Raw genomic sequence first — 24,705 nt, 5'->3', positions numbered from 1 at the left:
CGGCGCGTGACCCCCGTGCGGGGCCGCAGGTTCCACGCCTGCGGCCCCGCACGGGCCGTTCAGTCGGGGCCGCTCCAGTCGAAGGGGAAGTACTTGCTCGACTTCCCGGTGCGCTCCCAGGAGAAGCCGAACGCGTCCGCGCGGTCGACGGTCGCGCGCCCCCACGTGGCGACCTGCCCCGGGCCCACCTCGGACCCCGGCGCGTTGAGGACCTGGACGCGTGCGCCGTCCGGGGTGGTCGGGCCGCCCAGTGCCTCGGCGGCCGCCGTGACGCGGCCCGGGATCTCGGCCCGCCACGTGGCGAGGTCCTCGTCGACCTCCACGTGGATCGGAGCCACGTCCATGCCCCGCATCTCGGGGTGGAACATCGCCCCGAACTCCGCCGGCCAGCCGCCCGCCTCGCCGCCGAACACGGCACCGAGCGCGGCCCGCTGCCGCTCGTCGGCCCGCTCGTCCAGGAAGACCGCGGCATACGGCTCGGTGTGCGTGCCGGCCCACGGATTGCCCTCGAAGGAGCCGAGCATCAGGACGTTGAGGTCGTCGAGCCGCACGTCGCCGAAGTTCCCCTCCCGGATGTGCCAGACCAGGACGCCCTCGCAGTCGCCGTAGGTGGGGGGCTGTGCGAACGTGCACGGGCAGGGAATCGCGCACTTGCACACGTCGAACCAGTCGCCCGTCAGATGCCAGCGGGTGCCGGTGGTGGCCTGCTGTGTCATCGCGCTGCCTCCAGCCGAGCTCCGAGGAGCTCACTCGGAGTGGCGAGACCGCGCGTCCCGGGCCCGTTCCCGGGCACGGAGGGACGGTCTCCCTTCCAGCTTGCACCTGATCTCCCCGCGAGGGAACCGGGCGGCGCCCGCCGCGCTCACATGTCGTCCATGGGTGGCATCGAGCCCTCCAGCCCCGGCAGCAGCCAGCCCTGGAACGGCGCGAGCACCGCCAGGACGAGGAAGACGATGCCCACGACGCCGCTGAGGAGGACGCCCCGCGACCACAGCTTCTCCACGAAGATCACCAGGGCGAGGCCCGCCATCGCCGCCACGTTCATCACGCCGAGCGGGAGGAAGACGACCATCAGTCCCGCACAGCAGCCGACGCAGTACACACCGTGGTGGAGGCCCACCCGCAGATCGCGGGCCGGTCCCCGGAAGCCGGAGTACCGCACCAGATGCCCCAGCGGGTCGCGGCAGTGCCGCAGACAGACGTTCTTGAGGGGGCCGAGCTGGTACAGGCCGGCGAGCAGGAAGGCGACCGCGCCGATCCAGCGCCCGGCGGCGGGGTGGTCGGCCACCAGGCCGCCGGTGAGCGCCAGGGCCGCGTAGACGAGCAGCCCGAAGGCGGTCCACACGAGCAGGTATCCGCCCGCGAACGCGACGGTGCGGACGGTACGGGCCCAGCCGGAGGACCGGCGACCGATCCCGCGCACCCAGGAGAGGGCCACCGGCGCCATGGACGGCAGCATCATGGCCGCCATCATCGTCACCCACAGCAGCAGGAACAGGGGCAGCGCCATCCCCATGGTGCCGGGCTCGACGCCCATGTCCTCGGCCTGGCCGACGGTCAGCACCCAGGCGGGCACCGTGATCAGGACCACGACGGCCCACGCGGCCGCGAGACTCCGCGTCGGCCGCAGCCCTCCGCCGGCTCCGGTCGGGGCGGTCGGCCGGGCCGGTGCGAAGGCGGAGATCCGGCTGCGACGCATCGGCGTGCCTTCCCACGGCTCCTTCCAGCACAGCACACGTCCCCACGCGGGGCGACCGGGTCCCCGCGCGCATCTCACGCACCGGCAGAGGTTTCGGCGTCGCTCTCGGTGACAGGATGATGACCGTGACCAGTCATGGGCAGACACCCGCGGTACGGGCAGGATCCGCGTCGGCCACCGGCCAGGGCACCCCCGCGGCAGGCCGGCGCAGACGGCCCCTGACCATGGGGGCCGAGGAGGAGTACCTGCTGGTGGACCCGGTCACCCGCGAACTGAGGCCGGAGGCCCCCAAGGTGGTGGCCGGGGCCGCCGCCGAGCTGGGCGCACGGGTCACCACGGAGATCACCTGCTACCAGGTCGAGGCGCGCACGGACCCCCACACCAGCCTCGCCGCCTTCGCGGAGCAGGTCCGCGCCATGCGCGGGGCCGTCGTGCGCGCCGCCGCCCGGCACGGCCTGGGCGTCGTCTCCAGCGGCACCCCGGTCCTGCCCCAGCCCCATCCGCTCGCGGTCACCGACGGCCCCCGGTACGCCCGCAGCGTGGCCATGTTCGGCGCCCTCGACGACGAGCAGACCATCTGCGCCTGTCACCTCCACATCGGCGTCCCCGACGTGGACCTGGCCCTCCAGGTCAGCAACCATCTGCGGGGCCGGCTCCCGCAGTTGATCGCGCTCGCCGCCAACTCGCCGTACTGGCAGGGCCGGGACACCGGTTACGCGAGCTGGCGCACCCTGGCCTGGGCCCGCTGGCCGGCCGCCGGGCCCCCGCCGCACTTCGACTCGACGGCGCACTTCGACGCTCTCGTCGAGGACCTCACGGCCACCGGAACCATCATGGACCGCGGCGGCCTCTACTGGGACATCCGCCCCTCCCACCACGTGCCCACCCTGGAGATCCGGGCGTTCGACGCCACTCCCGCCGCCGCCGACACCGTGCTGCTAGCCGCCGTCACCAGGGCCCTCGTCGCCACCGCCCTCGCGGACATCGAGGCGGGCAGACCGGCCTTCCGGCCGCCGTCGGGCCTCCTGCGGACCGCGTGCTGGCGCGCCGCCCGCGACGGCCTGACCGGGGACGCCGTGGACCTGCGGACCCGGCGCCTCCGGCCGGCCGTGACGCTCGTCGAACGGATGCTGGAGGAGCTGCGCCCCGCCCTCCTGCACCACGGCGACCTGGACGCGGTGACCGCCGGCTGGGCCCGCCTGCGCGCCGTCGGCACCGGCGCCGAACGCCAGCGCGCCGCCCACCGGGGCCGCGACCGCCCCGTGGACGTCGTGGACGCGCTCATGCGATCCGTCGACGCGGACGAGCGCCCCGTCTGACGCGGCGGGCGGAAGGGAGGCGGCACGGGGCCCGCCGGGGTCAGGGCAGCGGGGTTCCGCCGGTGGCGTTCACGATCTCGCCGGTGATGTACGAGGCCTGGCCGGAGGCGAGGAAGACGTACGCGGGTGCCATCTCGGCCGGCTGCGCGGGCCGCCCCCACAGCGACTGCTCGCCGAACGTCGTCGCGTCGGGCATCGTCGCGGGGATCAGCGGCGTCCAGACCGGTCCGGGGGCCACGGCGTTGACCCGGATCCCGCGCCCGGCCAGCATCTGGGCCAGACTGTGGGTGAAGGAGACGATCGCGGCCTTGGTCATGGCGTAGTCGAGGAGCGGCGGGCTCGGCTGGTACCCCTGCACGGACGTCGTGTTGATCACGGAGGCCCCGCGCGGCATGTGGGGCAGCGCCGCCTTGGTGAGCCAGAACATGCCGTACAGGTTCGTCTTCATCACCCGGTCGAACTGCTCGGTGGTGATCGCCTCGATCCCGTCCGGCTGGGCCATCTGGTAGGCGGCGTTGTTGACGAGCACGTCGATGCCGCCCAGTTCGCCCGCCGTCCTCTCGGCGAGGGCGGTGCACTCGTCCTCGTTCCGGATGTCGCAGGCGACGGCCACCGCCGTGCGGCCGGCACCGCGGACCAGGCGGGACGTCTGCTCGGCCTCCTCCGCCTCCTCGGGGAGGTGGGTGAAGACGACGTCGGCCCCCTCGCGCGCGAAGGCGAGGCAGACGGCCCGGCCGATTCCCGAGTCCCCTCCGGTGACCAGCGCCCTGCGGTCGTGCAGCAGGGCGTGCCCCCGGTAGGTGTCCTCCCCGTGGTCGGGGCGCGGATCCATCGCCTCCGTCGAGCCGGGGTGGTCCTGGTCCTGCTCGGGGAACGGGGGACGGGGGTACAGCTCCGCCGGATCGGTCGGCTGGGACTGCTCGTGTGCGGACATCGTCGTCTCCTTCCGGCTCGGTCGACCGGGGCGGTGGGTCAGGATGAGGGCGGGTAGGGGGCGGCCTTGAGACGGCGCGCGAGGTGCGCGGTGTTCGCGGCGAGGGTCCTGGTCGTCGCGGCGGTCTTCTCGGGGGTCTCGTCGAGGTCCTGGTAGTCGGTGCCCTGCATGGCTTCGCCGACCCAGTAGGTGACGGCGTTCGGTGCGAGGGAGAACCCGACGTCGTTGAGGCCCTGGAAGAGTTCGGCGCTGACGTGGTGGGCGCCGTCCTCGTTGCCGACGACGCACACGGCCGCCGCCTTGCCGTAGGTGAGCATGCGGCCCTCGTCGTCGCTCTCGCCCAGCTCTGCGTCGAGGCGCTCCAGGACGCGCTGGGCGTGGCTGGAGGGGTGGCCGAGCCAGATGGGGGTGGAGAGGACCAGGATGTCGGAGCGCAGGAGCGTGTCGCGGATCTGCGGCCAGGCGTCCCCGTCGCCCATGTCGGTCTGGACGCCCGGTTTGACGTCGTGGTCGGCGATCCGGATCACCTCTCCGGTGACGCCGTGATCACCGAGGGCGGCCATGGTCTGTTCGGCCAGCAGCTGAGCGCTCGACCGCTTCGGCGACGGGGACAGGGTGCAGACCAGCGCGACGGCGCGCAGCGGCGTGGTGTCGGTCGTGGTGTCCATGTGGTCCGGCTACCCCGATGTCTCTCCCGTATCCGGACATTTCTCCCGACGGGGGTGATCGGCATTCTCCACCGCGCGGGCGCCCTCCGGCCCGCCGACGCCCCCGCCCCACATCCGCAGCGGCGGAGACGGGGGCGGGGGCGTCGGCGGCATCCCGGTGGGAGGCGGCGTCAGAGGGCGCCGGGCCAGTCGGCGTCCTCGCTCAGCAGGGCGCGGGCCAGGGACCGGTAGAAGAGGAGGACGCCGGGCTCCTTGGGGGAGAGGTGGCCCCGCTCGGCGAAGCGGGAGGCGGCGCCGCGCTGGACCGCCTCCAGGCCCCGGCGGTCCTCACCGTTGATGACGGCGGCGTAGGCCTCGGCCTCCTTCCGTACGGCGTCCCGGTCCTGCCCCTCGATCATGGCGGGGGGCATCAGGATGCCGCCGCGGACCGTGGTGCGGTCGAGGGCCGTCGGGACGAGGCTGAGCCAGATCACCATGTCGCCCGAGGCGGCGAGGCTGCCCGAGGGGAAGACGAAGAAGCCGTACAGATGCGCCCGTTCCTCCTCCGTGAGGTCCAGGACGCCGGGCTCCAGCGGCGTCGCGTACCGGACCCTCATGCTGTCGGCCCAGGGCGAGTCCGCCCGGACCGTCGTCTCCGCGCCGCCGGGCGTGGTCGGGTGCAGGGTCTCCGGGTGGAAGCCCATGACGTGGTAGTTCTCGTGGGCGTTCTCGACCGCGACCTTCCAGTTGCAGTGCCACTCCTCCGTCCAGCCCGCGACCTGGGTCAGCTCCGGCAGGCGGTAGTGGGCCAGGTCCTCGCCGATCCGCCTCAGGTGGGGGCCCAGCGGCTCGGCCGAGGCGTCCAGGTTGACGAAGACGAATCCGTGCCACTCCTCCACCGCGAACCGCGGCAGCCGGCACGCCGACGGATCGAACGCCGGGTTCCGCTTCATGTAGGTGGCGCCCACGAGCCGGCCGTCCAGCCCGTACCGCCACAGGTGGTACGGGCAGGTGAACACGTCCGTGCGGCCCGAACCCTCCTCCACCACCGGCATCAGCCGGTGCCGGCACACCGGCGACATCCCGCGCAGGACCCCGTCCTCGCCCCGGACCACCACGACCGGCTCGCCCGCGACCGACAGCGCCACGTACGCCCCGGTCTCCGTCAGTTCGTCGGCGTGCGCCACCAGGACCCAGGAACGTCCGAACACCCGCTCCCGCTCCACCTCCCACAACGCGGACGAGGTGAACGCCGCCGGCGGCAGGCTCAACTCCTCGGCGTCCGGCCCCAGATACCGCCCCAGCTCCTCCAGGATCTCCCCGACGTCCACGTCGGCCCTCCGCTCGTTCCAGCTCTCGTCCGGGTCTCGTTCCGTCCGGCCGAGGGTGACGCCGCGTCCTGGTGGATCGGTCGCCACCCGATGGACACGCCGTCGGCGCCGCCTCCATCCGTCCTGGTCGGTTTCTCCAGTCCCCCTTCCGACGATCCGTCCATGTACGGCGCTGAACTCACCGAGATCCACGACCTGATCCACGAGAGCCGAGGCAAGGACTACGGGGCCGAGGCGCGCGAGCTGACCCGGCGCGTGCGCCGTCTGCGGCCCGACGCCCGTTCCCTCCTCGACGTGGCCTGCGGCACCGGAGCACACCTGCGCCACTTCGCCGGGCACTTCGACGCGGTGGCCGGCCTCGAACTGTCCGAGCCCATGGTGCGGGCGGCGCGCCGCGCGCTGCCGGACGTACCCGTGCACGTCGGCGACATGCGGGCCTTCGACCTGGGCGTCCGGTTCGACGTGGTCACCTGCATGTTCGGGTCCCTCGGCTACGCGACCGAGGAGGCCGAACTCCACGCCACCCTGGCCGCCTTCGCCCGGCACCTGACGCCGGGCGGAGTGGTGGCCGTGGACCCCTGGTGGTTTCCCGAGACGTACCTCGACGGGTACGTCTCGGCGGACGTGACCACGGTGGCGGGACGCACCGTGGCCCGGGTCTCGCACTCCGCGCGCGAGGGGGAGGCCTGCCGGATGGACGTCCACTACGTGGTGGCCGACGCCCACGCGGGCGCCCGGCACTTCACCGAGACCCACCGCATCTCCCTCTTCACCCGATCGGCCTACGAGGCCGCCTTCCGGGCCGCCGGCCTCACCGTCGAGTACGTTCCCGGTCCGCACTCCGGCCGGGGTCTCTTCCTCGGAACCGCCCCGTGAGACCGGCCCCGCGAGACCGGCCCCGCGTCGCTCCGACCCGCGCGAGCCGGTGTGAGCCGGCCGGCTCCGTGAGGCCCCGACCAAACCCACCCGACGACTCCCGCCTGGGGGCAGCATGCGCGTCCTGTTCGTGACCTCTCCCGGCCTCGGCCATCTCTTCCCGACCGTCCCCCTCGCCCAGGCCTTCCGCGCCGCCGGCCACCGGGTCCGGTACGCCACCGGCGGCCTCAGCCTCGGCGTCGCCGACGCCGGCTTCGACGTCGTGGACGTCACCCCCGGCCTGGACTACCTGCCCGTCTACGTCCCCCAGGAGCCCGGGACCGACGGTCCGGCGGACCATCCGATGTTCGCCGAGGACCCCGACGACGCCGAGCTGGCCACGCTCTTCGCCCGGGTCTCCGGGGTCATGGTGGACGGTGCCCTGGCGGCGGCCCGGGACTGGCCCCCCGACCTGGTGGTCGCACCGCCCCTCCAGGGAGCCGGCCGGCTCCTCGCCGCCGCGGTCGGCGCGCCCCTCATCGAGCCCCGCCTGGGGTCGTACGACAGCGGCGCACGGCTCCGCGCCCTGCTCCGCGCCGGGATGGAACCCCACTGGGCCCGGCACGGCGTCACCGGCGAACCCCCGGCGACGATCCCGCTCACCACCCTCCCGCCGAGCCTCACCGCCCTCCTCCCCGACGACCGCCGGACCCCCGGGGCCCGGCCGATGCGCCCGCTGCCCTTCAACGGCGGGGCCGTGCTCCCCGGCTGGCTCGCGGAAGCGCCCCGGCTGCCGCGCGTCGCCGTCACCCTCGGCACCATCGAGGCCCAGTGGGGCGGCCTCGCGATCCTGCGCCCGCTCATGGAGGCGGCCCGGGGCCTGGACGCCGAGTTCGTGGTCACCCTCGGCGGCGGAGACCCCGCCCTGCTGGCCGACGTACCGCCCAACGTCCGGCTGGTCGACTGGGCCCCGCTCGATCTGCTCCTCGACACCTGCACCGCGATCATCCACCACGGCGGCAGCGGGACCATGCTCACGGCCGCCGCCGCCGGGCTCCCGCAGTGCGTCATCCCGCGCGGCTCCTACCAGCAGACGGGGGCCGACCTGCTGCCCGCCCGGGGCATCGGGATCGTGGCGGAGCCCAGCACGCTCGGCGCCGCCGAGTGCCGGGCGCTCCTGAAGGACGAGCGCCTCCGCGACCACGCCCGTCAGGTCCGTGACGAGCTGTTGGCGATGCCCACGCCGGCCGAGACGGTGGCCGGGCTCGTCGAGACCCTCGGATGAACGCCCTCCCCAGCCCTCCCACGCCCTCCCCTCCGACCAGGAAAGGCGATCACATGCTGACCACCCCCGATCTGACGGAGAGCGGCCTGCCGACCCAGGAGGTCCTCCACCGCTTCCACGACCAGGGCTTCGTCCACCTCCGGTCGGTGCTGTCCCCGGAGGAGGTCGCCGGGTTCCGGGCGGCCGCCGAGAAGCTCCTCGCCGAGGAGGGCCCGGAGATCTGGGGCGCCTCCGCGGACGAGACCCAGGTCCACTACGTCGAGGCGGCCTGGCGCAAACACCCCGACCTGCGACGTCTGGCCCTGCACCCCGTCGTCACCCGGGCCGCCGAGCACCTCGCCGGCGGGCCGCTGCGGCTCTACGGCACCGACGTGCTCAAGAAGGAGCCCGACGTGCACCTGCCCACCGTGGTCCACGACGACGAGCCGGGTCTCCCGCTCGCCGGGCTGACCCGCACCCTGACGGCGTGGATCCCCCTGGTGGACGTGCCCGCCGACCGGGGATGCCTGATCTACGTGCCGGGATCCCACCGGCGGCCCCTCGCGCACCGCCAGGTCCATCTCGCCGGGTTCCAGGACTACCGGCCGATGGAGGAGATCTGGCCCGACTTCCCGTTCAGCCCCCGCGTGGCGGTCCCCATGCGCGCCGGGGACGTGGTCTTCCACGACTTCCGCACCGTGCACATGGCCGGGGCCAACACCGACGGCGAACGCCGGCTCGCCTTCGCCTCCGTCTACATGGACTCCGACGCCACCTACCGGCCCGGCGTCCAGGACCATCCGGTGGCCCACCTCGCGCCCGGCGCGCCCGTCGACGGAGACCGGTTCCCCCTGATCGCCGCCGGCCCCGGCGCCACCCCGTGACCACGGAGCCCGTGGAGCCGGCGGAGCTGGGGGAGCGGTTGCAGCGCGAGCACGGGACGCTGTGGCTGCACCGGCTCAAGGGCGATCCGTACGCCGCCCTGCTCTGCGACATCGACGAGGACGCGGGGCCGCTGCGCGAACGCGTCCTGGCGGCCGGGCCGCTGTGGCGCTCCGGCGCCGGGTCCTGGGTCACCGCGGACCCGGCCACGGCCGCCGCGCTGCTCGCCCACCCGGGCATCGGGCCCGTGACGGTCCTGCCGGGGGAGGCCGCCGTGGCGGACGTACGGGTGCCGACGGCGCTCGACGCCCTCTGCGCCCGACTGCTCGACGCGGCGGGGTCCGAGTTCGACCTGGTCACCGAGGTGGCCGAGCCGCTGGCGGCGGGCGCCCTCGCCGACGTGTGCGGAATCCCGGAGGACGAGCTCGGCCGGTTCTCCGAGGCCCTCGCCGCCTGCGGCGTCGCCCAGGACGCGATCGTGTGCCCGCAGCGGCTCGCCACCACCAGGCGCCTGCGGACGGGCCTCGACGAGCTGCGGACCCTCCTCGCGGGCGCTCCGCCCGGCGCGCCGGGACCGGCGACCGTGGTCGTCGCCGCCCGCACCGGCGCCGACCTCGTCGCCCGGACCGTGCTGCGGGCCCGGCTCCCGCTGGCGGCCCACGAAGCCGGGCCGACGGCCGCGGCGGCCCTGCGCGCGGAACCGCCCGGCTGGATCGTGCCCCTGGTGGCCCGCACCGACGTGGAGACGGGCGGAGCCCGGATCGCCGCGGGCGAGCGGCTCGCGATCGTGCACGACGGCGGGCCGGGGGCGGCGACGGCCCCCGCCCACCGCGCACTGGCCCCGTTCCACCGGGCCCTGGTCGAGACCGCGCTCACGGCACTCGCGGACCGTGACGCCCGGCTCCGTCCCGCCGCCCCCGTGGTACGCCGCCCCAGAGCCCCGCTCACCCGAGGCCCGGCCCGCGCCCGGGTCACGGTCCCGACCAGCCCGACGGCCGACAGCGGGTCCGCCGGGACGACCACCCCCCAGGACCCCCCGAGGGCCACCGCGTTCCCCGCGGCGGTCGCCCCCGGGGCCGGCGGAGGAGAAGCCCGATGAAGGTTCTGTTGACCTCGCTGGAGGGCAGCCACTTCCAGCTGCTCGCCCCGCTGGCCTGGGCGCTGCGCACCGCCGGCCACGAGGTGCGGGCCGCCTGCGTCCCCGGCGTGGTGGAGACCGTCACCCGGTCCGGGATCACCGCCGTCCCGCTGGAGAGCCCGCCGTGGTACGAGGCGCTGGACGCCTTCCACCAGGAGGCCATCGCCCACTTCGGCACCGCCGACCAGGACCGGGAACCGGACCGGGAGGAGACCTGGGAGGAGCAGCTCGGCTACGAGAGCGTCATCGTCCCCGCCCTCAACTCGCGCCTGAACTCCGACACGTTGATCGACGAGGTGGTGGCCTTCGCCCGGCACTGGCGGCCCGACCTCGTCCTCTGGGAGACGCTCTGCCTGGCCGGCCCGGTCGCGGCGCTCACCGTGGGCGCGGCCCACGCCCGTCTGGTCTCCGGGCCCGAGCTGGCCATGCAACTGGGCACCCGTCGGGCCTTCCTGCGCCTCGCCGCCGAGCAGGAGCCCGAGCACCGCGAGGACCCCACGGCGGAGTGGCTGGACTGGACGCTGGAACGCCTCGGCGCCGGGGCCCGGTTCGACGAGTCCGTGCTCACCGGCCAGTGGACCGTCGACACCCGGCCGGCGAGCCTCCGCGAGGACCTGGGCGTCCCGACGGTCCCGGCCCGCTACATCCCGTACAACGGGCGCTCGGTCGTCCCCCGTTGGCTCCGCGAACCCCCGCTCCGGCCCCGGGTCTGTCTGACCCTGGGGGTGAGCATCGACAGCGGCTACGGCCTCTGGGACCTCGACACGGTCCTCACCGGCATGCTGGGCGCGCTCGGCGAGCTGGACGTGGAGGTGGTCGCGGCCCTCTCCGCGCGGCAGCGCGCCCACCTGCCGCCGCTCCCGGACACCGTGCGGGTCGTGGACCACGTGCCGATGCACGACCTGCTGCCGACCTGCGCGGCGGTCGTGCACCACGGCGGCTACCAGACCAAGGCCACCGCCGAGTTCCACGGCGTTCCCCAGGTCCTGCTCACCGGCTGGGAGTGGGTCACCGAGTCCATGGGCGTCGCCTACGAGAAGCAGGGCAACCTCCTGTCCCTGCCGCTGCGCGACTTCACCGCCGACCGCTTCCGGGAGAAGGTCGCGCGCGTGCTGGCCGAGCCGTCGTTCACGGCGAACGCGCGGCGCCTGCGGCGGGAGATCGAGGAGATGCCGACACCCCACGAGGCCGTCGCCGAGATCGAGCGGCTCACGGCCCGCTACGGAAAGGAACGGCGAGGAGCATGACGCTCACGGAGCTACTGGCGGAGCTGGCGGGGTACCTGGAACCGGACGCACCCGAGCTGAGCCTCTCCCCGGCGGCCTTCACCTCCACCGAGCTGTGGCGGGCCGAGCGGGAGCGCGTCTTCGGACGCTCCTGGCTGCTGGCCGGTCACGCCTCCGAACTCGACGTGCCCGGGCGCTCCTTGACGGTCTCGCCCGCCGGCCGGACCGTCACCGTGTCCCGGGGCGCGGACGGGGCGCTGCGCGCGCGTTCCGCGCCGGGCGGCCACCGTCCGGCGCCCGCCGTGGAGGAGTGGCGGGGATTCGTCTTCGTCAATCCCGACCCGGACGCCGAGCCGCTGGGACCGCACCTGCGGCGGATCGGCGAGGAACTCGACGCCTACCGGCTGCCGGAGATGACGCCGATCGCCGGCTGGACCGAGGAATGGCGGTGCAACTGGAAGATCGCGGTCCAGAACGCCCACGAGAACTACCACGCCATGGGACTGCACCCCACCACCGTGGCACTGATCACCCCGCCGGGCGGCGCCATGGAGGTGCGCACCGAGTCGCCGTGGGTCACCCGGCTCCTCAGCCCGTTCCGCGAACCCCTCGCGGCCACGGCGCTCCCGCTCTCCGCCGAACAGCGGGCCACCATGTACAACTGCGCCGTCTTCCCGTGCGGCAGCCTGGCGGCCTTCGGCGACTCCGTCGTCTGGATCACCATGACCCCGCTGACCATCGACCGCGTCGAGGTCCGGGGCGGAGTGCTCATGCACCCGTCCGCCCTGGAAGGCCAGGACCGCGACGCGCTCCGCGAGCAGAACGAGGAGGGCGCCGCGGTGGTCAACCGGGAGGACCGTCTCGGGCTGGAGGCGGTGCAGCGGGTGGTGGGGTCCCGTTTCGCGGAGCGCGGCCACCTCTCCCCGAAGGAACCCGGGGTGACCGCGTTCTACCGGAGCCTCGCCCGCGCCCTCGTCACCGACTGACCCCGGCCCCCTACCGGTTCTCGAAGGCCACCGGGTCGAAGCCGTCCACCCCGGCCAGCGGGATCACCTCGAAGCGGAGGTGCGGGCTGAGCGGGTTCCCGTACAGCAGGGTGTTCAGCTGCTCGTGGGAGTCCACGTCGTAGATGAGCAGGCCGCCCGAGGCGCCGACCCGGACCCAGTTGTGCCGGATGACTCCCTTGTCGACCAGGCCCCTGACGTACGCGAAGCCCTCGGGCAGCCGCCGCCGGAACTCGTCGGCGGGGATTCCGGTGGGGGACTGGGTCGCGAGGACTGCGAACAGCGCCATGATGCCTCCAGCGTTCGGGATCTCGACGCCCGAGTCTCGGCCGCCCCGGTCACCGACGGGTCGACGACGGATGGAGCCGGCGGAGAGCAGCCACCAGGGACCGTCGTCGGATGCTCGACCCGTACCGGACACAATGACTCGCGTGAATCTCCTGGTCACCGGAGCGGCCGGCTTCATCGGCTCGGCCTACGTCCGCACCCTGCTGTCCGAGGATCCGACCGTCCACGTCACCGTGCTGGACCGCCTGACCTACGCGAGCAGCCTCGACAACCTCGACACCTCCCACCCCCGACTGCGGTTCGCGCACGGGGACGTCTGCGACCCGGTGCTGGTCGACCGGCTGATGGCCGGCGTCGACCAGGTGGTGCACTTCGCCGCCGAATCGCACGTGGACCGCTCCATCGCCGGTGCGGAGCCCTTCGTGCGCACCAACGTGCTGGGCACCCAGACGCTCCTCGACGCGGCCGTGCGCCACGGCGTCGGCCCCTTCGTCCACGTCTCGACCGACGAGGTCTACGGCTCCATCCCCGAGGGCGCCTGGACCGAGGAGAGCCCGCTGAGCCCCAACTCCCCCTACGCGGCCTCCAAGGCCGCCTCCGACCTGCTCGCGCTGGCCCAGCACCGCACGCACGGACTCGACGTCCGGATCACCCGCTGCTCCAACAACTACGGGCCGCGCCAGTTCCCCGAGAAGCTGATCCCGCTCTTCGTCACGAACCTGCTGGACGGGGAGCACGTGCCGCTGTACGGCGAGGGCACCCACGTCCGCGAGTGGGTGCACGTCGAGGACCACTGCGCCGGCGTCGACCTGGTCCGCACCCGGGGCCGGGCCGGGGAGGTCTACCACCTCGGCGGCGGCACCGAACTCACCAACCGGGAGCTGACCGGACTGCTGCTCGAAGCCTGCGGGGCCGACGCCGGCAGGATCCGCCGGGTGGCCGACCGCAAGGGGCACGACCTGCGGTACGCCCTCGACGACGCCAAGGCCCGCGCCGAGCTCGGCTACCGCCCCCGGCACACGTTCGCCGACGGCCTCCGGGCCACCGTCGACTGGTACCGGCAGCACCGCGACTGGTGGGAACCGCTGAAGAAGCGCCTGCGCGAGCCGCTGGACACGGCGGCGCGGTTCCGGCCATGACATGGCTGGTCACCGGCGCCGGCGGACTCCTCGGCCGCGAGCTGACGGCGGCCCTGGCGGCCGAGGGAGCGGACGCGGTCGGCCTGGACCGGCGGGCGCTGGACGTCACCGACCCCGACGCGCTCGCCGCGGCCTTCGCCGCCCACCGTCCCCGCCTCGTGGTCAACTGCGCCGCCTACACGGCCGTGGAGGCCGCCGAGACGGACGGGGAGCGGGCCTTCCGCGTCAACGGCGACGGCCCCCGCCACCTCGCCCGCCTCTGCGCCCGCCACGGGGCCCGTCTGCTGCACCTCTCCACCGACTACGTCTTCCCCGGCGACGTCGCCGACCCCTACCCCGAGGACCACCCCACGGCCCCCCTCAACGTCTACGGACGCAGCAAGCGGGCGGGCGAGCGGGCCGTCCTCGCACTGCTGCCGGACCACGGCGCCGTCGTCCGCACCGCCTGGCTGCACGGCGCGCACGGGCCCAGCTTCGTCCGCACCATGACCGAGCGGGCGCGGGGCCGCGAACCCGTGGACGTGGTGGCCGATCTCGTGGGGCAGCCGACCTGGGCGGCCGACGTGGCGCGTTCCCTGATCGCCCTCGGCGGCACCCCCGGGGCGAGGGGCGTCTTCCACGCCACCAACGCCGGACGCGCCAGCTGGTACGAGCTGGCGCGCGAGGTCTTCCGGCTGGTCGGCGCCGACCCGGGGCGCGTCCGGCCGGTGCCGGCCGAGGCCTTCGGCGGGCGCGCCCCCCGGCCCCGCTGCACGGTGCTCGGTCACGACCGGTGGCGCGAGGTGGGCATCCCGGCGCCCCGGCCCTGGCGCGAGGCCCTGGCCGAGGCACTGGGCGGGCTCAGCTGATCCGCCGGTGGTGGGCGGTCAGCCGCTCCAGGACCGGGACCAGCTCGGCGGGCGAGGGGGTGGCCAGGATCTCGTTCCGCAGCCGCGCCGCGTTCCGCGCGTACGAGGGCTCGTCCAGCACCCGGCGCACCAGCCCGCGCAGCTCCGCCGGGCGCAGCGGACCCGGCCCGGTCGGGCGCAGCCCGGCGCCCGACCGCTCGACCAGCGCCGCCCGGGGGTGGATGTCCCACAGGTCGTTGGGGACGACGACCTGCGGCACGCCGTGCGCCAGCGCGTTCATCGAGGTTCCGAAGCCGCCCTGGTGCACGATCGCCGAGCAGGAGGGCAGCAGCGCGTCCAGCGGCACGAAGTCCGCCACCCGCACGTTCTCGGGAAGGCGGCCGACCCCGGCCAGCTGCCCGGCGTCGAGGGTCGCCACCACCTCGGCGTCCAGCTCGCCCAGCGACTCCAGCAGCGCCGGCACGGACGCCTGGTCCCCGCCCATCACCTCGCGGAACGAGAGCCCCAGGGTGAGGCAGACCCGGCGCCGGGCCGGCGGCTCGCGCAGCCACTCGGGCACCACGGACGGCCCGTTGTGGGGGACGTGGCGGACGGGTACCCAGGGAAGGACGGTGGGCGGGCGCAGCGAGGCCGGGGTGGGGTCGACGGTCCACTGGCCGGTCACCAGATCCTCCGTGAACCCGACGCCGTAGCGCTCCGCCGTCCAGCCGAGCCACTCGGCCAGCGGGTCCTCCCGCAGCTCCCGGGGCCGGGCGGCCAGCGAGGCCAGGTGCCGCTCCCGGGCCGCGCCCACCAGGTCGAGTCCGTAGAGGAGCCGCGCGTGGGCCGCCCCGGAGGCGCGGGCGGCGACCGCCCCGCCCATCATCAGGGTGTCCCAGATCACGAGGTCGGGGCGCCACCGCCGGGTGAGCGCCACCAGGTCGTCCACGGTCTCCTCGGCCGAGAAGTTCTGGAAGATGGCCGAGGTCATCACGGTGAACAGCCCGTCCTGGAAGTCGGGGGTCAGCCGTTCGGGCCGGTCCTCCGCGATCCGCATCAGGTCCTGGGCGTCCGGCGGCTCCGCCAGGCGTTCGGCCGCCTTCTCCTGCCGCCGCCGCAGCTTCTCGACGGACTCGTCCTGGGCGAGCCGCGGCCCCACCGGGGTCGCGGACAGCCCGGCGGCGGTGATGGCGTCCACGAGGTCGGGCTGGCTGGCGACCCGCACCTCGTGTCCGGCGGCGCGCAGGGCCCAGGCCAGCGGCACCTGGACGAAGAAGTGGGGTGAGGCGGCCAGGGTGACGAACAGCACACGCATGGCGACGAGGCTAGGGACCGGACCTCGACACGGACTCGACCGCCGGTGGTGCGGGCCGGGTCGGGCGCCGGTGCGGCCCGGGTCCTGGGACGCGCCGGGGCGCCGGCCGAGGCCGGCCGGTCGTCAGCGGGCGGGCAGCCATGCCTCGTCGTCGGTGGCGTGGGCCAGGACGCGCTGCAGCAGGCCGCGCAGCGTCTCGGCCTCCTCCGGGGCGAGATCGCCCAGCAGTTCCGCCTCCACCCGCTCCAGAGGTCCGTCGATCCGGGTGAGCAGATACTGCGCGGTGTCGGTGATCTCCAGCCGGCGCGAGCGGTCGTCGGCCCCCGGGCGTCGGCGTACGTGACCGGACTCGACCAGGTCGTTGACCAGCTGGTGCACCGACTGGCGGGCGATCCCCAGCTGACGGGCCAGCTCCGACATGGTCAGTTCGGGCTCCAGCGAGAGCTGGGCGAGCAGACCGTACTGACGTACCGTCAGATCGTAGTCCGCCAGCCGCTCGTCCACCCGACGCGTGGCGACGGTGCTGGCCACGGCCAAGAGATACGGAATGTGTGTCCGCAAGACGACTTCACCTCAACGCTCGGAGACCGCGGTCCTCTTGCTCCGACCGTATGCCATCAGCCCGTTCGCCGCGGCGCACGGTGGGCGGTCACCAGCCGTTCGAGGACCGGGACGATCCCGGCGGGGGTCGGCGTGCCGAGCATCTCGGTGCGCACCCGGGCCGCCGCACGCGCGAACGAGGGGTCGTCGAGCACCCGCGTCACCATCGCGCGCAGCCGGCCGGCGGTGAGCCGCTCGGGCGGACACGTCAGGGCCACGCCCGCCGCCCGGGCCCCCTCCGCGCGCGGGGTGTTGCACCACATCCGGGAGGGGACGACGACCTGCGGGACCCCGTGGGCCAGGGCGGTCAGGAAGGTGCCCGCACCGCCGTGGTGGATGACCGCGGCACAGCTCGGCAGCAGCTCGTTCAGCGGGACGAAGTCGACCGCCCGGACGTTCGGCGGCAGCGGGCCGAGTGCGGCGAGCTGCCCGGCGTCGAGGGTGGCCACCACCTCCACGTCCAGATCGGCCACGGCCGCCAGCAGCTCGCCGACCGACGCCTGGTCCTTGCCGACCACCTCCCGGAAGGAGACGCCGAGGGTGAGGCAGATCCGGCGCCGCCCGGCGGGCTCGTCCAGCCAGGGGGGCACGCTCGACGGGCCGTTGTACGGGACGTACCGCAGCGGAACCCGGGGGAGGGAGACCGGCAGGGCGAGGGAGGTGGGCACCGGGTCCAGCGTCCACTGGCCGACCACCAGCTCCTCGTCGAAACCGCGGCCGGGGCCCTCCAGACCGTGGCGTTCCAGGACGTGCCCCAGCCACTCCTCCAGCGGGTCGTCCCGCAGCTCCGGCGGCAGCCGGTCGAGGGCGGCCCGGTACCGCTCGCGCAGCAGACCGACCAGGTCGAGCCCGAACATCAGCCGGGCGTGCGCGGCGCCGCTCGCGCGGGCGGCGACCGGGCCCGCGTAGGTCATGGTGTCCCAGACCACCAGGTCCGGCCGCCAGTCCCGGGAGAAGGCGACGAGGTCGTCGATCATCCGGTCGGGCACCGTGTTGCGGTGGACCAGCGGCGTCCAGGCCGCGAAGACGCCCTGCAGGTGCTCGGGCGTCAGCCGTTCAGGACGCACCTCGCCCGGATCGAGGACCCGCAGCCAGGCGCCGTCGCGCAGCTCCTCCACCAGCCGCGCGTCGTCGGGGGCCATCTTGGCGGCGACGTGCAGGGGCTCGCCGACCGGTACCGCCGTCAGGCCGGCCCGGGTGATGTCCTCGACCACGTCGGGCTGGGTCGCGACCCGCACCTCGTGACCGGCCGCGCGCAGCGCCCAGGCGAGCGGGACCTGCGCGGCGACATGGGTCGCCGCGGCGAAGGGCTGGAACAGGACGCGCATCGGCGCTCCCCTCTCGGACGTACGGAACCGGTCGACGCGGGGTCGCGGCGCCGGGCGGGACGGCGGGCCGGCGGCACGGCCGAGTCAGGTCAGGGACAGCCCGCCGTCCACCGCGACCACCGTCCCGTTGGCGTATTCGGCCTCCGGCCGGGTGAGCTGCACGATCCACCAGGCCATCTCCTCGGGGCGGCCCACCCGGCCGCTCGGCGTCCTGGCGGCGATCCCCTTCAGGAAGTCCCGGTACGCGGGGTCGCCGGCGTCCGGCCCGGGACCGGCGCTGACGTCGGTCACCCCGGGGGCCACGCCGACCACCCGGATGCCGCGCGGAGCCAGCTCGACCGCCCAGGTGCGGGTGAGGAAGTCGAGGCCGGCCTTGGCGGCCCCGTAGAGGCCGTTGTCGGGCCAGGACCGCAGGCCGAGGGCACCGGCCGAGCCGATGTTCACCACCGTGCCGGACCGCTCCGCCAGGGGGTCCAGCGCGGCCCGGGTGAGCAGGACCGGAGCCAGCAGATTGGTGTGGAGCTGCCGTTCGGCCTCGGTCCGGTCCAGCGCGGCCAGCGGGCGGTACCCCATCGCGGCCGCGTTGTTCACCAGGACGTCGATCCGGCCGAGGACGCCCAGCGCCGTCTCGACGATCCGGTCGGGGGCGTCCGGCTCCGTGACGTCGGCGACGAGGGTCCGGATGCCGGGGTGCCCCTCGGCGGTCGCGTCGAGGGTGGTCGCCGTGCGGCCGACGACGAGCACCCGGTCCCCGCGCGCGGCGAACGCGCGGGCCGTGGCGCGGCCGATGCCGGTGCCGCCGCCGGTGACGACGATCCCGCGCGCGGCCCCGGGCCGGACCCCACTGTCGGTTCCTTCTGTTCGGGTGGTCATGTCCCGCAGGATCGGCAGCGGACCTCGCAGGCGCCTCGACCTTCGCGCACCGCGAGCCGCCGCCGGATCCGCCGCTGTCGGATCTCCGGCGGTGTCCCGCCGGTGTCCCGCTCCTCAGACGCCGGTCGCGAGCGCCTCCAGTTCGGCGGCGAGCGCGGCGGGGGCCGGGGTCTCCGCCACCTCCGCGCGGAGCCGGTCGGCCGCGGCCCGATGGAAGCCGTCCCCGATCAGCCGCTCCACGCCGGCCCGGATCGCCGCCTCGTCGGCGAGGTGCCCCGGGACGTGCAGCGCGGCCCCGGTGGCGGCCACCCGCTCCCCGGTCACGTGCTGCTCCGACGCGAACGTCGCGACGAACTGGGGGACCCCCGCCCACAGGGCCGTCAGCGTGCTGCCGCTGCCCCCGTGGTGGACGACGGCGGCGGAGCCCGGCAGCAGGGCCGCCAGCGGCAGGTTCTCCGCCACCCGGACCGAGGACGGCACCGGGCCGAGCGCGGCCACGTCCCGCGCGGTCGCGGTGAGCACGACCTCGCAGTCCAGCCCGTCGAGGGCGGCGACGATCCGGGGGAGCAGATAGGAGTCGGGCCCGGAGACGGTGGACAGGGCGGTGGACCAGGTGACGCACACCCTGGGCCCCTCCGGCGGCCGCGCGGTCCATGCCGGGGCCGGTCCGGCCCCGTTGTACGGGACGTAACGGACCGGCAGCCGCTCGGACTCGACCGGCACCTTCAGGGACGGCGGGTTGGGGTCCACCACCCGCTCGATCATGGCGAGGTCGAACGGCCCCAGGCCGTATCGGGCGAACGAGCCGCTGTGATCGGTGGGGACGATCCGCATGTGTTCGGGATCGTGCGGGCTCGCCGGACCCCAGAGGCAGAGCGCCGACGGCACGTCCAGGACCTCGGCCGCGAGCAGGCCCTCGAGGCTGCCCGGGTCGTGCAGCACCAGGTGCGGCCGCCAGTCCCGGGCGTAGGCCACGGCCGCGTCGAAGCTCCGGGCCGCCGACGCGTCCAGCTCCGGCGCGACCTCCCGGGCGAAGTGCCCGGTGTCGAAGGCGTCGAGGCGGTCGAGCCGCTCGCCCGTCAGCGGGTGCGGCGGCAGCCACGGGTACCGCCAGATCCCGTCCACCGCCTCCGCGTGGTACTGCAGCCGCAGCCGCAGGACCTCCTCCATCCCGCCCAGGACCGGCACGGGAACGAGACCGGCCCGGCCCACCGCGGCGGCCTGCGAGGCGGCGCACAGCACCCGGACCTCGTGGCCGGCCGCCTGGAGCGCCCATCCCAGCGGCACCATGGCCGCGTACTGGGTGGGCCACGTGGACACGGTGAACAGCACGCGCATGCCCGGTCCCCTTCCCTCTCCCCGGCGGTTCACTTGGCGCCGAGCGCGGTCCACACGTCCGCGTCCATCCACGTGGGCAGCGTGTCCTCCCCGTTCGTCCCCTTCTCCACGAAGACGATGTTGTGATAGGCGTGCACCGCCGTCACGGTGCCCTGGGTCGGGGTCGGACGGGTGACGGCGGGCTCGCGGTGCTCCCGGTGGTGCAGGTCGTCGATCAGCTCCTTGACGAGCCCGAGCGAGGTGTCGGGACCGGCCGTCCCGCCCGCGCTGCCCCCGAAGTCCGCGAAGTAGGACGTCTGGAGGTCCTCGATCACGTAGAGGCCGCCGGGACGCACGTAAGGGAAGAGGGTCCGGAACGAGGTCCGCACATGCTCGTTCACATGACTGCCGTCGTCGATGACGATGTCGAACGGACCGTGCTCCCGGGCCAGTCCGGTCAGGAACTCCGGATCGTTCTGGTCGCCGACGAGCGCCGTGAGCCGCGGCTCGGTCAGCGCCGTCTTGTCGTAGAGGTCCAGGCCGAAGACGGTGCCCCGGGGGAAGTAGCGCTTCCACATCTTCAGCGAGCCGCCGCCGAGGTCGTCGTCGAAGCCGCCGATGCCGATCTCCAGGACCCGCGTCGGCCGGTCCCGGTAGGGGGCGAAGTGGCGCTCGTAGTGGGCGGTGTACCAGTGGAAGCTGGCCCACTTGTCGGAGCCGTACCGGATCGACAGCTCGCCCAGGTCGGGGCTGCGCCCCGTGCACCCGGCCATCAGGGTGGCGGTGGCCTGGGCGGCCGCGCGCAGCACCGTGTTCATCTCGGCGAGCAGCTCCCGCACCTGCTCCGGGTCCTCCGGCGTCGGCACGAAGGAGTTGTGGAAGTCCCCGGTGCGCGGGGAGTCCGCCGGCCCGTAGAGCCGGCGGACCAGCCCGGCGGCCGTGAAGGTCACCCGGGAGCGCACCCGCGCGGAGTCGTCGCCGACCACGCGGATCGGTTCGTCGCGCACCATGCGCAGGACGGCCGAGTACCGCTCCCCGCCGTGGGTGACGTCCAGGGCCACGTCGACGGGCGCGGTGTTGACCGGGTCCGGGCAGCGGAACAGGACCTCGTCGACGAGGGCGCGTGCCACGGCGGTCAGACCGGCGTCCTTCAGCACGGCGTCGATCTCGTCGTCGGAGCCGGCTCCGGCCCGGACCAGTCGTCGGATCAGGGCGTTCAGTGCGACATCCACCATGAGGGCGTTTCCCATCGGTCCGCGAAGAGGGTCCCGACCACCCTCGGCGGGCCGCCTGGAGCCCCGCTCGACCGCCGCTGAACGCCCCTCGGGGAGCGGTTCGTCAGAAGTCCGCCCGGTGATCCGCCACCCACTGGGCGAAGGTGCGGGCCGGCCGCCCGGTGACCCGTTCGGCGGTGGGACCCACGGGCACGTCCACCGGGTCCTGGAGCAGCCAGTCGACCGCCGCGGCGGGCATGCCCTGGCCCAGCCACAGGGCGCGGGCCCCGTCCGTCGTCAGCTCCTCGAACCGGATCTCGCGGCCGAGGACCTCGCTCAGGACGCGTACCTGCTCGGTCTTGGCCAGGGACTCCGGACCGGCGAAGGAGTACGCCTTCCCCGCGTGCCCGTCCTCCAGCAGCGCCGTCACCGCCACGTCCGCGATGTCGGCCTCGTGCACGGGGGCGCTGCGGGTGGCGCCGAAGGGAGCGCGTACCACTCCCTCGGCCCGGATCGAGGGGGCCCACCAGTCCAGCAGGTTGGCCATGAACTCACCGGGCCTCACGTGGGTCCACTCGACGCCGGACGCCTCCACCGCCCGTTCCACCGCCGTGTGGTGGTCGCCGCTGTAGTCCCCGTCCGCGTACTCGGCCGCCACCGAGGAGAGCACGACGATCCGCCCCACCCCCGCCTTGACCGCGCGCGCGGTGAACTCCTCGGCGGTCCCGGGCAGGGGGAAGAGGTACACGCGGTCGACACCGGCGAGCGCCGCGTCCAGGCCGGCCGGATCGGCGAGGTCGCCCCGCACCGTGGCCACCCCTTCCGGCAGCGCGGCCGTCTCGGGGGAGCGGGTCATCGCGCGGACCTGCTCGCCGGCCGCCAGCAGCCCCGCCACCACGTGCCGGCCCACCTTTCCCGTGGCACCCGTCACCAGAACGGTCATGGTCGCTTTCTCCTTCGTCTCTCTTCGTGTGTCCGGCAGGCCCGTCCCGGACCCGCCGATGTTTCCGGTCCGTTCTCTCGAACGGCTCGAAAAGCGCTGTACGCGGCCCGTCGACCGCCTGTCGAGCGCCCGTTGCCACCCTCGGGCCGCGAACGCACATCCGATGTCACGATCCGGGAGGGACCAATGACCGGCACCGAAGGACGGGTCGCCGTCGTCACCGGGGCGACCAGCGGGATCGGCCTCGCCGTGGCCCGCTCGCTCGGCGGGGACGGGCTGCGGATCTTCCTCTGCGCGCGGGACGCCGACGCCGTCGCCGCCACCGTCGCACTCCTCCGCGAGGAGGGCGTGGACGCCGACGGGCAGGCCTGCGACGTGCGCTCCACCGAGCGGGTGGACGCCTTCGTACGCGCCGCCGTCGACCGGTACGGCCCCGTCGACGTCCTCGTCAACAACGCGGGACGCAGCGGAGGCGGCCCCACCGCCGGGCTGACGGACGAGCTGTGGCTCGACGTCCTCGACACCAACCTGCACAGCGTGTTCCGGGTGACCAGGGCGGCGCTGTCCACCGGCGGCATGCTGGAGAGCGGCCGGGGACGGATCGTCAACATCGCTTCCACGGGCGGGAAGCAGGGCGTGGTGCTGGGCGCGCCGTACTCGGCCTCCAAGCACGGCGTCGTCGGCTTCACCAAGGCGCTGGGCCTGGAACTGGCCAAGACCGGCATCACCGTCAACGCCGTGTGCCCGGGGTACGTCGAGACCCCGATGGCGGAGCGGGTCCGTGCGGGATACGCGGCCGCGTGGGACACCACGACCGAGGACGTCCTCGAACGCTTCCAGGCGAAGATCCCGCTGGGCCGGTACACCACCCCCGAGGAGGTGGCGGGCCTGGTCGGCTACCTGATCACCGACACGGCCGCGTCCGTCACCGCCCAGGCCCTCAACGTCTGCGGCGGTCTCGGCAACTACTGACCCCCGGAGCCCGGAGGAGCCCGCACGCCCCGCCCGCAGGCCCGCCGGCGTGGGCCCGTTCACGCCGGATCGACGTCCCGTCCGGTCACGTCCGGGTCCGGGTCGGCGGGCCTCCCCCTGAGCGTGTGGAAGCCGGGGGTGCCCGCCACCAGCAGCGTCCCGTCCCAGAGCCGTCCCGCCGCGTCCCCCGTCGGCACGCGGGAGATGACCGGCCCGAAGAAGGCCAGCGGGGGGCGGTACGGTTCCGCCGGCTCCCGGACGGCGACCACGGGCGTCCCGGGCCGCGGGCCGAGCAGCGCCACGGCCTCCGCGTGCGAGGCCCGCAGTTCCCCGTCGTAGGCGGTGGAGGTCCCGGCCGCCGCGAGCTCCGCCGGGAGGCCCGCGTCGGCCAGGGCCAGCGCCGGATCGTTGATCCACTTCCCGCTGTCCCCGCCGTGCTCCCCGGGGGCGCCGAGATCGGCCCACAGCGAGGCGTGGTAGCGCCCCAGGGCCTCCTGCCCGTGGTGGTGCCGGACGGCGGTGCCGATCCGCACCGGCACCATCAGGTACCCGTCGGGGTCGCCCTCGGGGTCGTCGTCCCGGCCCTCGTTGAGGAGGGTCAGGCTCATCAGGTGCCAGCGCAGTTCCAGCGGGCGGACCCGGGCGGCCTCCCGCAGCCAGCGGGCGGTCAGCCAGGTGTAGGGGCAGGCGGGGTCGAACCAGACGTCCACGGTGCGGGGTCGGGGACGAGGGGTGCCCGGACGGGCTTCGGCTGTCACGGTGCGGTGCTCCTTCGCGTACGGACTCGGACGGCGGCCGGCTGCCGCGGGCGGCGCGTCACACGGAGGCGTTGCGCATGCCGCGGATGCCCGCGACGACCCCCAGCACCGCGACGGCCGTCGCGGCGAGGAGCCCGTACAGCACGCTCGTCTCGGCGAACCGGCCGTCGAACAGGGCGCGTTCGGCCTCCACCACATAGGTCGCGGGGTTGATCCGGCTCAGCACGTAGAGCCACGTGGGCGCCGAGTCCTGGGTGATGGGCAGCAGGACGCCGGAGAGCAGCAGCAGCGGGAAGAAGATCATCTGCTGCACCCCGTAGAACAGGGTCTGCTGCTTGCGGGAGTGGAGCGCCAGGGTGAACGAGAGGGCCCCGATCCCGATCCCGAAGACGGCCAGCAGCGCGAGCCCCGCCAGGGCCCCGAGCGGCCGGAGCCGGAAGTCGGTCGGCAGCAGCAGGGCCATGAGCAACAGGGCCTGCGCCAGCAGGATCACGACCTCCTTGAGCGCGCGGCCGACGAGCATCGCGGCCCGGTTCAGCGGGGTCACGAGCATGCGCTCGAAGGCTCCCGATGACATCTCGTTGAGCAGCGAGGCCCCGGCCCCCGCGGTGGCGGAGAGGGCGAGCAGGACGAGCATGCCCGGCACGAACCACTGCCAGGGGGAGCCCGTTCCGGTGCCGCCGCCCGACGGGCCCATGCCCGAGAGCAGGGGCGCGAAGAGGGCGAGGAAGAGGAAGGGCAGCAGCATCGTGAAGAGGAGGCCGGCCGGCTGGCGCAGCTCGGGCCCCAGCTCGCGGGCGAAAGCGGTACGGGTGTCGTCGAGCACCTTCAT

At 74.4% G+C, this 24,705-nt stretch carries 25 protein-coding genes; 10 read left to right on the top strand and 15 right to left on the bottom strand.

The genetic code is table 11. The annotated features are described in order from the left end of the window. Positions 1-59 precede the first annotated feature (59 nt). The gene (locus ABFY03_RS02780) at positions 60-716 is read right to left on the bottom strand and encodes a DUF1326 domain-containing protein (protein WP_319013389.1); all 657 of its coding nucleotides are present in this window, start codon (positions 714-716) and stop codon (positions 60-62) included. A gap of 146 nt (positions 717-862) precedes the next feature. Further along, the gene (locus ABFY03_RS02775) at positions 863-1,699 is read right to left on the bottom strand and encodes a DUF2182 domain-containing protein (RefSeq protein ID WP_346169050.1); all 837 of its coding nucleotides are present in this window, start codon (positions 1,697-1,699) and stop codon (positions 863-865) included. A 119-nt stretch (positions 1,700-1,818) separates the two neighbouring features. Here ABFY03_RS02775 and ABFY03_RS02770 point away from each other — a divergent pair, with 119 nt between their 5' ends. Further along, positions 1,819-3,018: a carboxylate-amine ligase gene (locus ABFY03_RS02770; protein WP_386723745.1), complete on the top strand. Its 1,200-nt coding sequence runs from the start codon at positions 1,819-1,821 to the stop codon at positions 3,016-3,018. 40 nt (positions 3,019-3,058) lie between these two features. Here the strand turns inward: ABFY03_RS02770 and ABFY03_RS02765 are convergent, their stop codons facing one another. From ABFY03_RS02765 to ABFY03_RS02755, 3 genes are all read right to left on the bottom strand, one after another. Beyond that, entirely contained in the window at positions 3,059-3,952 is an 894-nt protein-coding gene (locus ABFY03_RS02765; RefSeq protein ID WP_319013392.1) for an SDR family oxidoreductase, read from the bottom strand. A 38-nt stretch (positions 3,953-3,990) separates the two neighbouring features. Beyond that, a complete protein-coding gene (locus ABFY03_RS02760) occupies positions 3,991-4,620 on the bottom strand; it encodes a flavodoxin family protein (RefSeq protein ID WP_346169048.1) in 630 nt (209 codons plus the stop codon). A gap of 170 nt (positions 4,621-4,790) precedes the next feature. Beyond that, entirely contained in the window at positions 4,791-6,017 is a 1,227-nt protein-coding gene (locus ABFY03_RS02755; protein ID WP_346169047.1) for an aromatic ring-hydroxylating oxygenase subunit alpha, read from the bottom strand. Between the two features lie 75 nt (positions 6,018-6,092). On the opposite strand from ABFY03_RS02755, the gene ABFY03_RS02750 reads away from it, so the two are divergent. The 6 genes from ABFY03_RS02750 (at position 6,093) to ABFY03_RS02725 (ending at position 12,281) form a co-directional block, all read left to right on the top strand. After that, positions 6,093-6,806, top strand: coding sequence for a class I SAM-dependent methyltransferase (locus ABFY03_RS02750; protein WP_346169046.1), 714 nt, complete (start codon positions 6,093-6,095; stop codon positions 6,804-6,806). A gap of 115 nt (positions 6,807-6,921) precedes the next feature. Continuing rightward, positions 6,922-8,070 carry a nucleotide disphospho-sugar-binding domain-containing protein gene (locus tag ABFY03_RS02745; RefSeq protein WP_319013396.1) on the top strand — a complete coding sequence of 383 codons (1,149 nt, stop codon included), beginning with the start codon at positions 6,922-6,924 and terminating at the stop codon, positions 8,068-8,070. Between the two features lie 53 nt (positions 8,071-8,123). Continuing rightward, entirely contained in the window at positions 8,124-8,933 is an 810-nt protein-coding gene (locus tag ABFY03_RS02740) for a phytanoyl-CoA dioxygenase family protein (protein WP_319013397.1), read from the top strand. Next, positions 8,930-10,030, top strand: coding sequence for a cytochrome P450 family protein (locus tag ABFY03_RS02735; protein ID WP_346169045.1), 1,101 nt, complete (start codon positions 8,930-8,932; stop codon positions 10,028-10,030). The genes ABFY03_RS02740 and ABFY03_RS02735 overlap by 4 nt, the downstream gene beginning before the upstream one ends. Next, positions 10,027-11,316 (top strand): activator-dependent family glycosyltransferase, encoded by a 1,290-nt coding sequence (locus ABFY03_RS02730; RefSeq protein ID WP_319013399.1) that lies wholly within the window; start codon positions 10,027-10,029, stop codon positions 11,314-11,316. The genes ABFY03_RS02735 and ABFY03_RS02730 overlap by 4 nt, the downstream gene beginning before the upstream one ends. After that, on the top strand, positions 11,313-12,281 hold the full coding sequence (locus ABFY03_RS02725; protein ID WP_319013400.1) for an SRPBCC family protein: 969 nt from the start codon (positions 11,313-11,315) through the stop codon (positions 12,279-12,281). The genes ABFY03_RS02730 and ABFY03_RS02725 overlap by 4 nt, the downstream gene beginning before the upstream one ends. A gap of 10 nt (positions 12,282-12,291) precedes the next feature. On the opposite strand, the gene ABFY03_RS02720 is transcribed toward ABFY03_RS02725, so the two are convergent. Further along, a complete protein-coding gene (locus ABFY03_RS02720; protein ID WP_319013401.1) occupies positions 12,292-12,588 on the bottom strand; it encodes a muconolactone Delta-isomerase in 297 nt (98 codons plus the stop codon). A gap of 142 nt (positions 12,589-12,730) precedes the next feature. Here ABFY03_RS02720 and rfbB point away from each other — a divergent pair, with 142 nt between their 5' ends. Further along, complete coding sequence (rfbB, locus tag ABFY03_RS02715) at positions 12,731-13,726, top strand: dTDP-glucose 4,6-dehydratase (RefSeq protein WP_319013402.1); 996 nt, start codon at positions 12,731-12,733, stop codon at positions 13,724-13,726. Then, positions 13,723-14,574, top strand: coding sequence for a dTDP-4-dehydrorhamnose reductase (gene rfbD, locus ABFY03_RS02710; RefSeq protein ID WP_346169044.1), 852 nt, complete (start codon positions 13,723-13,725; stop codon positions 14,572-14,574). The genes rfbB and rfbD overlap by 4 nt, the downstream gene beginning before the upstream one ends. Here the strand turns inward: rfbD and ABFY03_RS02705 are convergent. From ABFY03_RS02705 to ABFY03_RS02675, 7 genes are all read right to left on the bottom strand, one after another. Further along, positions 14,567-15,868: an activator-dependent family glycosyltransferase gene (locus ABFY03_RS02705; RefSeq protein ID WP_346169043.1), complete on the bottom strand. Its 1,302-nt coding sequence runs from the start codon at positions 15,866-15,868 to the stop codon at positions 14,567-14,569. The two genes, rfbD and ABFY03_RS02705, sit on opposite strands and share 8 nt — an antisense overlap. Before the next feature lie 123 nt (positions 15,869-15,991). Continuing rightward, complete coding sequence (locus ABFY03_RS02700) at positions 15,992-16,399, bottom strand: MarR family winged helix-turn-helix transcriptional regulator (RefSeq protein ID WP_319013405.1); 408 nt, start codon at positions 16,397-16,399, stop codon at positions 15,992-15,994. Positions 16,400-16,485: 86 nt separating this feature from the next. Beyond that, positions 16,486-17,796 carry an activator-dependent family glycosyltransferase gene (locus ABFY03_RS02695; RefSeq protein ID WP_346169042.1) on the bottom strand — a complete coding sequence of 437 codons (1,311 nt, stop codon included), beginning with the start codon at positions 17,794-17,796 and terminating at the stop codon, positions 16,486-16,488. Positions 17,797-17,880: 84 nt separating this feature from the next. Next, the gene (locus ABFY03_RS02690) at positions 17,881-18,669 is read right to left on the bottom strand and encodes an SDR family NAD(P)-dependent oxidoreductase (protein WP_346169041.1); all 789 of its coding nucleotides are present in this window, start codon (positions 18,667-18,669) and stop codon (positions 17,881-17,883) included. Between the two features lie 114 nt (positions 18,670-18,783). Further along, positions 18,784-20,007 (bottom strand): nucleotide disphospho-sugar-binding domain-containing protein, encoded by a 1,224-nt coding sequence (locus ABFY03_RS02685; RefSeq protein ID WP_319013408.1) that lies wholly within the window; start codon positions 20,005-20,007, stop codon positions 18,784-18,786. Positions 20,008-20,036: 29 nt separating this feature from the next. Continuing rightward, positions 20,037-21,221 (bottom strand): class I SAM-dependent methyltransferase, encoded by a 1,185-nt coding sequence (locus ABFY03_RS02680; RefSeq protein ID WP_346169040.1) that lies wholly within the window; start codon positions 21,219-21,221, stop codon positions 20,037-20,039. 103 nt (positions 21,222-21,324) lie between these two features. After that, positions 21,325-22,143 (bottom strand): NAD(P)H-binding protein, encoded by an 819-nt coding sequence (locus tag ABFY03_RS02675; RefSeq protein ID WP_319013410.1) that lies wholly within the window; start codon positions 22,141-22,143, stop codon positions 21,325-21,327. A gap of 186 nt (positions 22,144-22,329) precedes the next feature. Here ABFY03_RS02675 and ABFY03_RS02670 point away from each other — a divergent pair, with 186 nt between their 5' ends. Next, positions 22,330-23,115, top strand: a complete 786-nt coding sequence (locus ABFY03_RS02670; protein WP_319013411.1) for an SDR family NAD(P)-dependent oxidoreductase — start codon at positions 22,330-22,332, stop codon at positions 23,113-23,115. Positions 23,116-23,174: 59 nt separating this feature from the next. On the opposite strand, the gene ABFY03_RS02665 is transcribed toward ABFY03_RS02670, so the two are convergent. Next, on the bottom strand, positions 23,175-23,873 hold the full coding sequence (locus ABFY03_RS02665; protein WP_346169039.1) for a mycothiol-dependent nitroreductase Rv2466c family protein: 699 nt from the start codon (positions 23,871-23,873) through the stop codon (positions 23,175-23,177). A 58-nt stretch (positions 23,874-23,931) separates the two neighbouring features. Then, the gene (locus tag ABFY03_RS02660) at positions 23,932-24,705 is read right to left on the bottom strand and encodes an ABC transporter permease (RefSeq protein ID WP_346169038.1); all 774 of its coding nucleotides are present in this window, start codon (positions 24,703-24,705) and stop codon (positions 23,932-23,934) included.

It is taken from the genome of Streptomyces roseofulvus (genome assembly GCF_039534915.1).
Taxonomy (GTDB): Bacteria; Actinomycetota; Actinomycetes; order Streptomycetales; family Streptomycetaceae; genus Streptomyces; species Streptomyces roseofulvus.
Note: the sequence above shows the minus strand (reverse complement) of the source record. Positions and strands in the feature narration are given on the sequence as shown.

Coding starts and splice junctions, on each gene's coding strand:
- ABFY03_RS02695 (WP_346169042.1), bottom strand. CDS start 17,796: ATGCGCGTCCTGTTCCAGCCCTTCGCCGCGGCGACCCATGTCGCCGCG.
- rfbD (WP_346169044.1), top strand. CDS start 13,723: ATGACATGGCTGGTCACCGGCGCCGGCGGACTCCTCGGCCGCGAGCTG.
- ABFY03_RS02740 (WP_319013397.1), top strand. CDS start 8,124: ATGCTGACCACCCCCGATCTGACGGAGAGCGGCCTGCCGACCCAGGAG.
- ABFY03_RS02660 (WP_346169038.1), bottom strand. CDS start 24,705: ATGAAGGTGCTCGACGACACCCGTACCGCTTTCGCCCGCGAGCTGGGG.
- ABFY03_RS02720 (WP_319013401.1), bottom strand. CDS start 12,588: ATGGCGCTGTTCGCAGTCCTCGCGACCCAGTCCCCCACCGGAATCCCC.
- ABFY03_RS02675 (WP_319013410.1), bottom strand. CDS start 22,143: ATGACCGTTCTGGTGACGGGTGCCACGGGAAAGGTGGGCCGGCACGTG.
- ABFY03_RS02730 (WP_319013399.1), top strand. CDS start 10,027: ATGAAGGTTCTGTTGACCTCGCTGGAGGGCAGCCACTTCCAGCTGCTC.
- ABFY03_RS02680 (WP_346169040.1), bottom strand. CDS start 21,221: ATGGTGGATGTCGCACTGAACGCCCTGATCCGACGACTGGTCCGGGCC.
- ABFY03_RS02760 (WP_346169048.1), bottom strand. CDS start 4,620: ATGGACACCACGACCGACACCACGCCGCTGCGCGCCGTCGCGCTGGTC.
- ABFY03_RS02745 (WP_319013396.1), top strand. CDS start 6,922: ATGCGCGTCCTGTTCGTGACCTCTCCCGGCCTCGGCCATCTCTTCCCG.
- ABFY03_RS02705 (WP_346169043.1), bottom strand. CDS start 15,868: ATGCGTGTGCTGTTCGTCACCCTGGCCGCCTCACCCCACTTCTTCGTC.
- ABFY03_RS02670 (WP_319013411.1), top strand. CDS start 22,330: ATGACCGGCACCGAAGGACGGGTCGCCGTCGTCACCGGGGCGACCAGC.
- ABFY03_RS02685 (WP_319013408.1), bottom strand. CDS start 20,007: ATGCGCGTGCTGTTCACCGTGTCCACGTGGCCCACCCAGTACGCGGCC.
- ABFY03_RS02765 (WP_319013392.1), bottom strand. CDS start 3,952: ATGTCCGCACACGAGCAGTCCCAGCCGACCGATCCGGCGGAGCTGTAC.
- ABFY03_RS02725 (WP_319013400.1), top strand. CDS start 11,313: ATGACGCTCACGGAGCTACTGGCGGAGCTGGCGGGGTACCTGGAACCG.
- ABFY03_RS02770 (WP_386723745.1), top strand. CDS start 1,819: ATGACCGTGACCAGTCATGGGCAGACACCCGCGGTACGGGCAGGATCC.
- ABFY03_RS02690 (WP_346169041.1), bottom strand. CDS start 18,669: ATGACCACCCGAACAGAAGGAACCGACAGTGGGGTCCGGCCCGGGGCC.
- ABFY03_RS02750 (WP_346169046.1), top strand. CDS start 6,093: ATGTACGGCGCTGAACTCACCGAGATCCACGACCTGATCCACGAGAGC.
- ABFY03_RS02775 (WP_346169050.1), bottom strand. CDS start 1,699: ATGCGTCGCAGCCGGATCTCCGCCTTCGCACCGGCCCGGCCGACCGCC.
- ABFY03_RS02780 (WP_319013389.1), bottom strand. CDS start 716: ATGACACAGCAGGCCACCACCGGCACCCGCTGGCATCTGACGGGCGAC.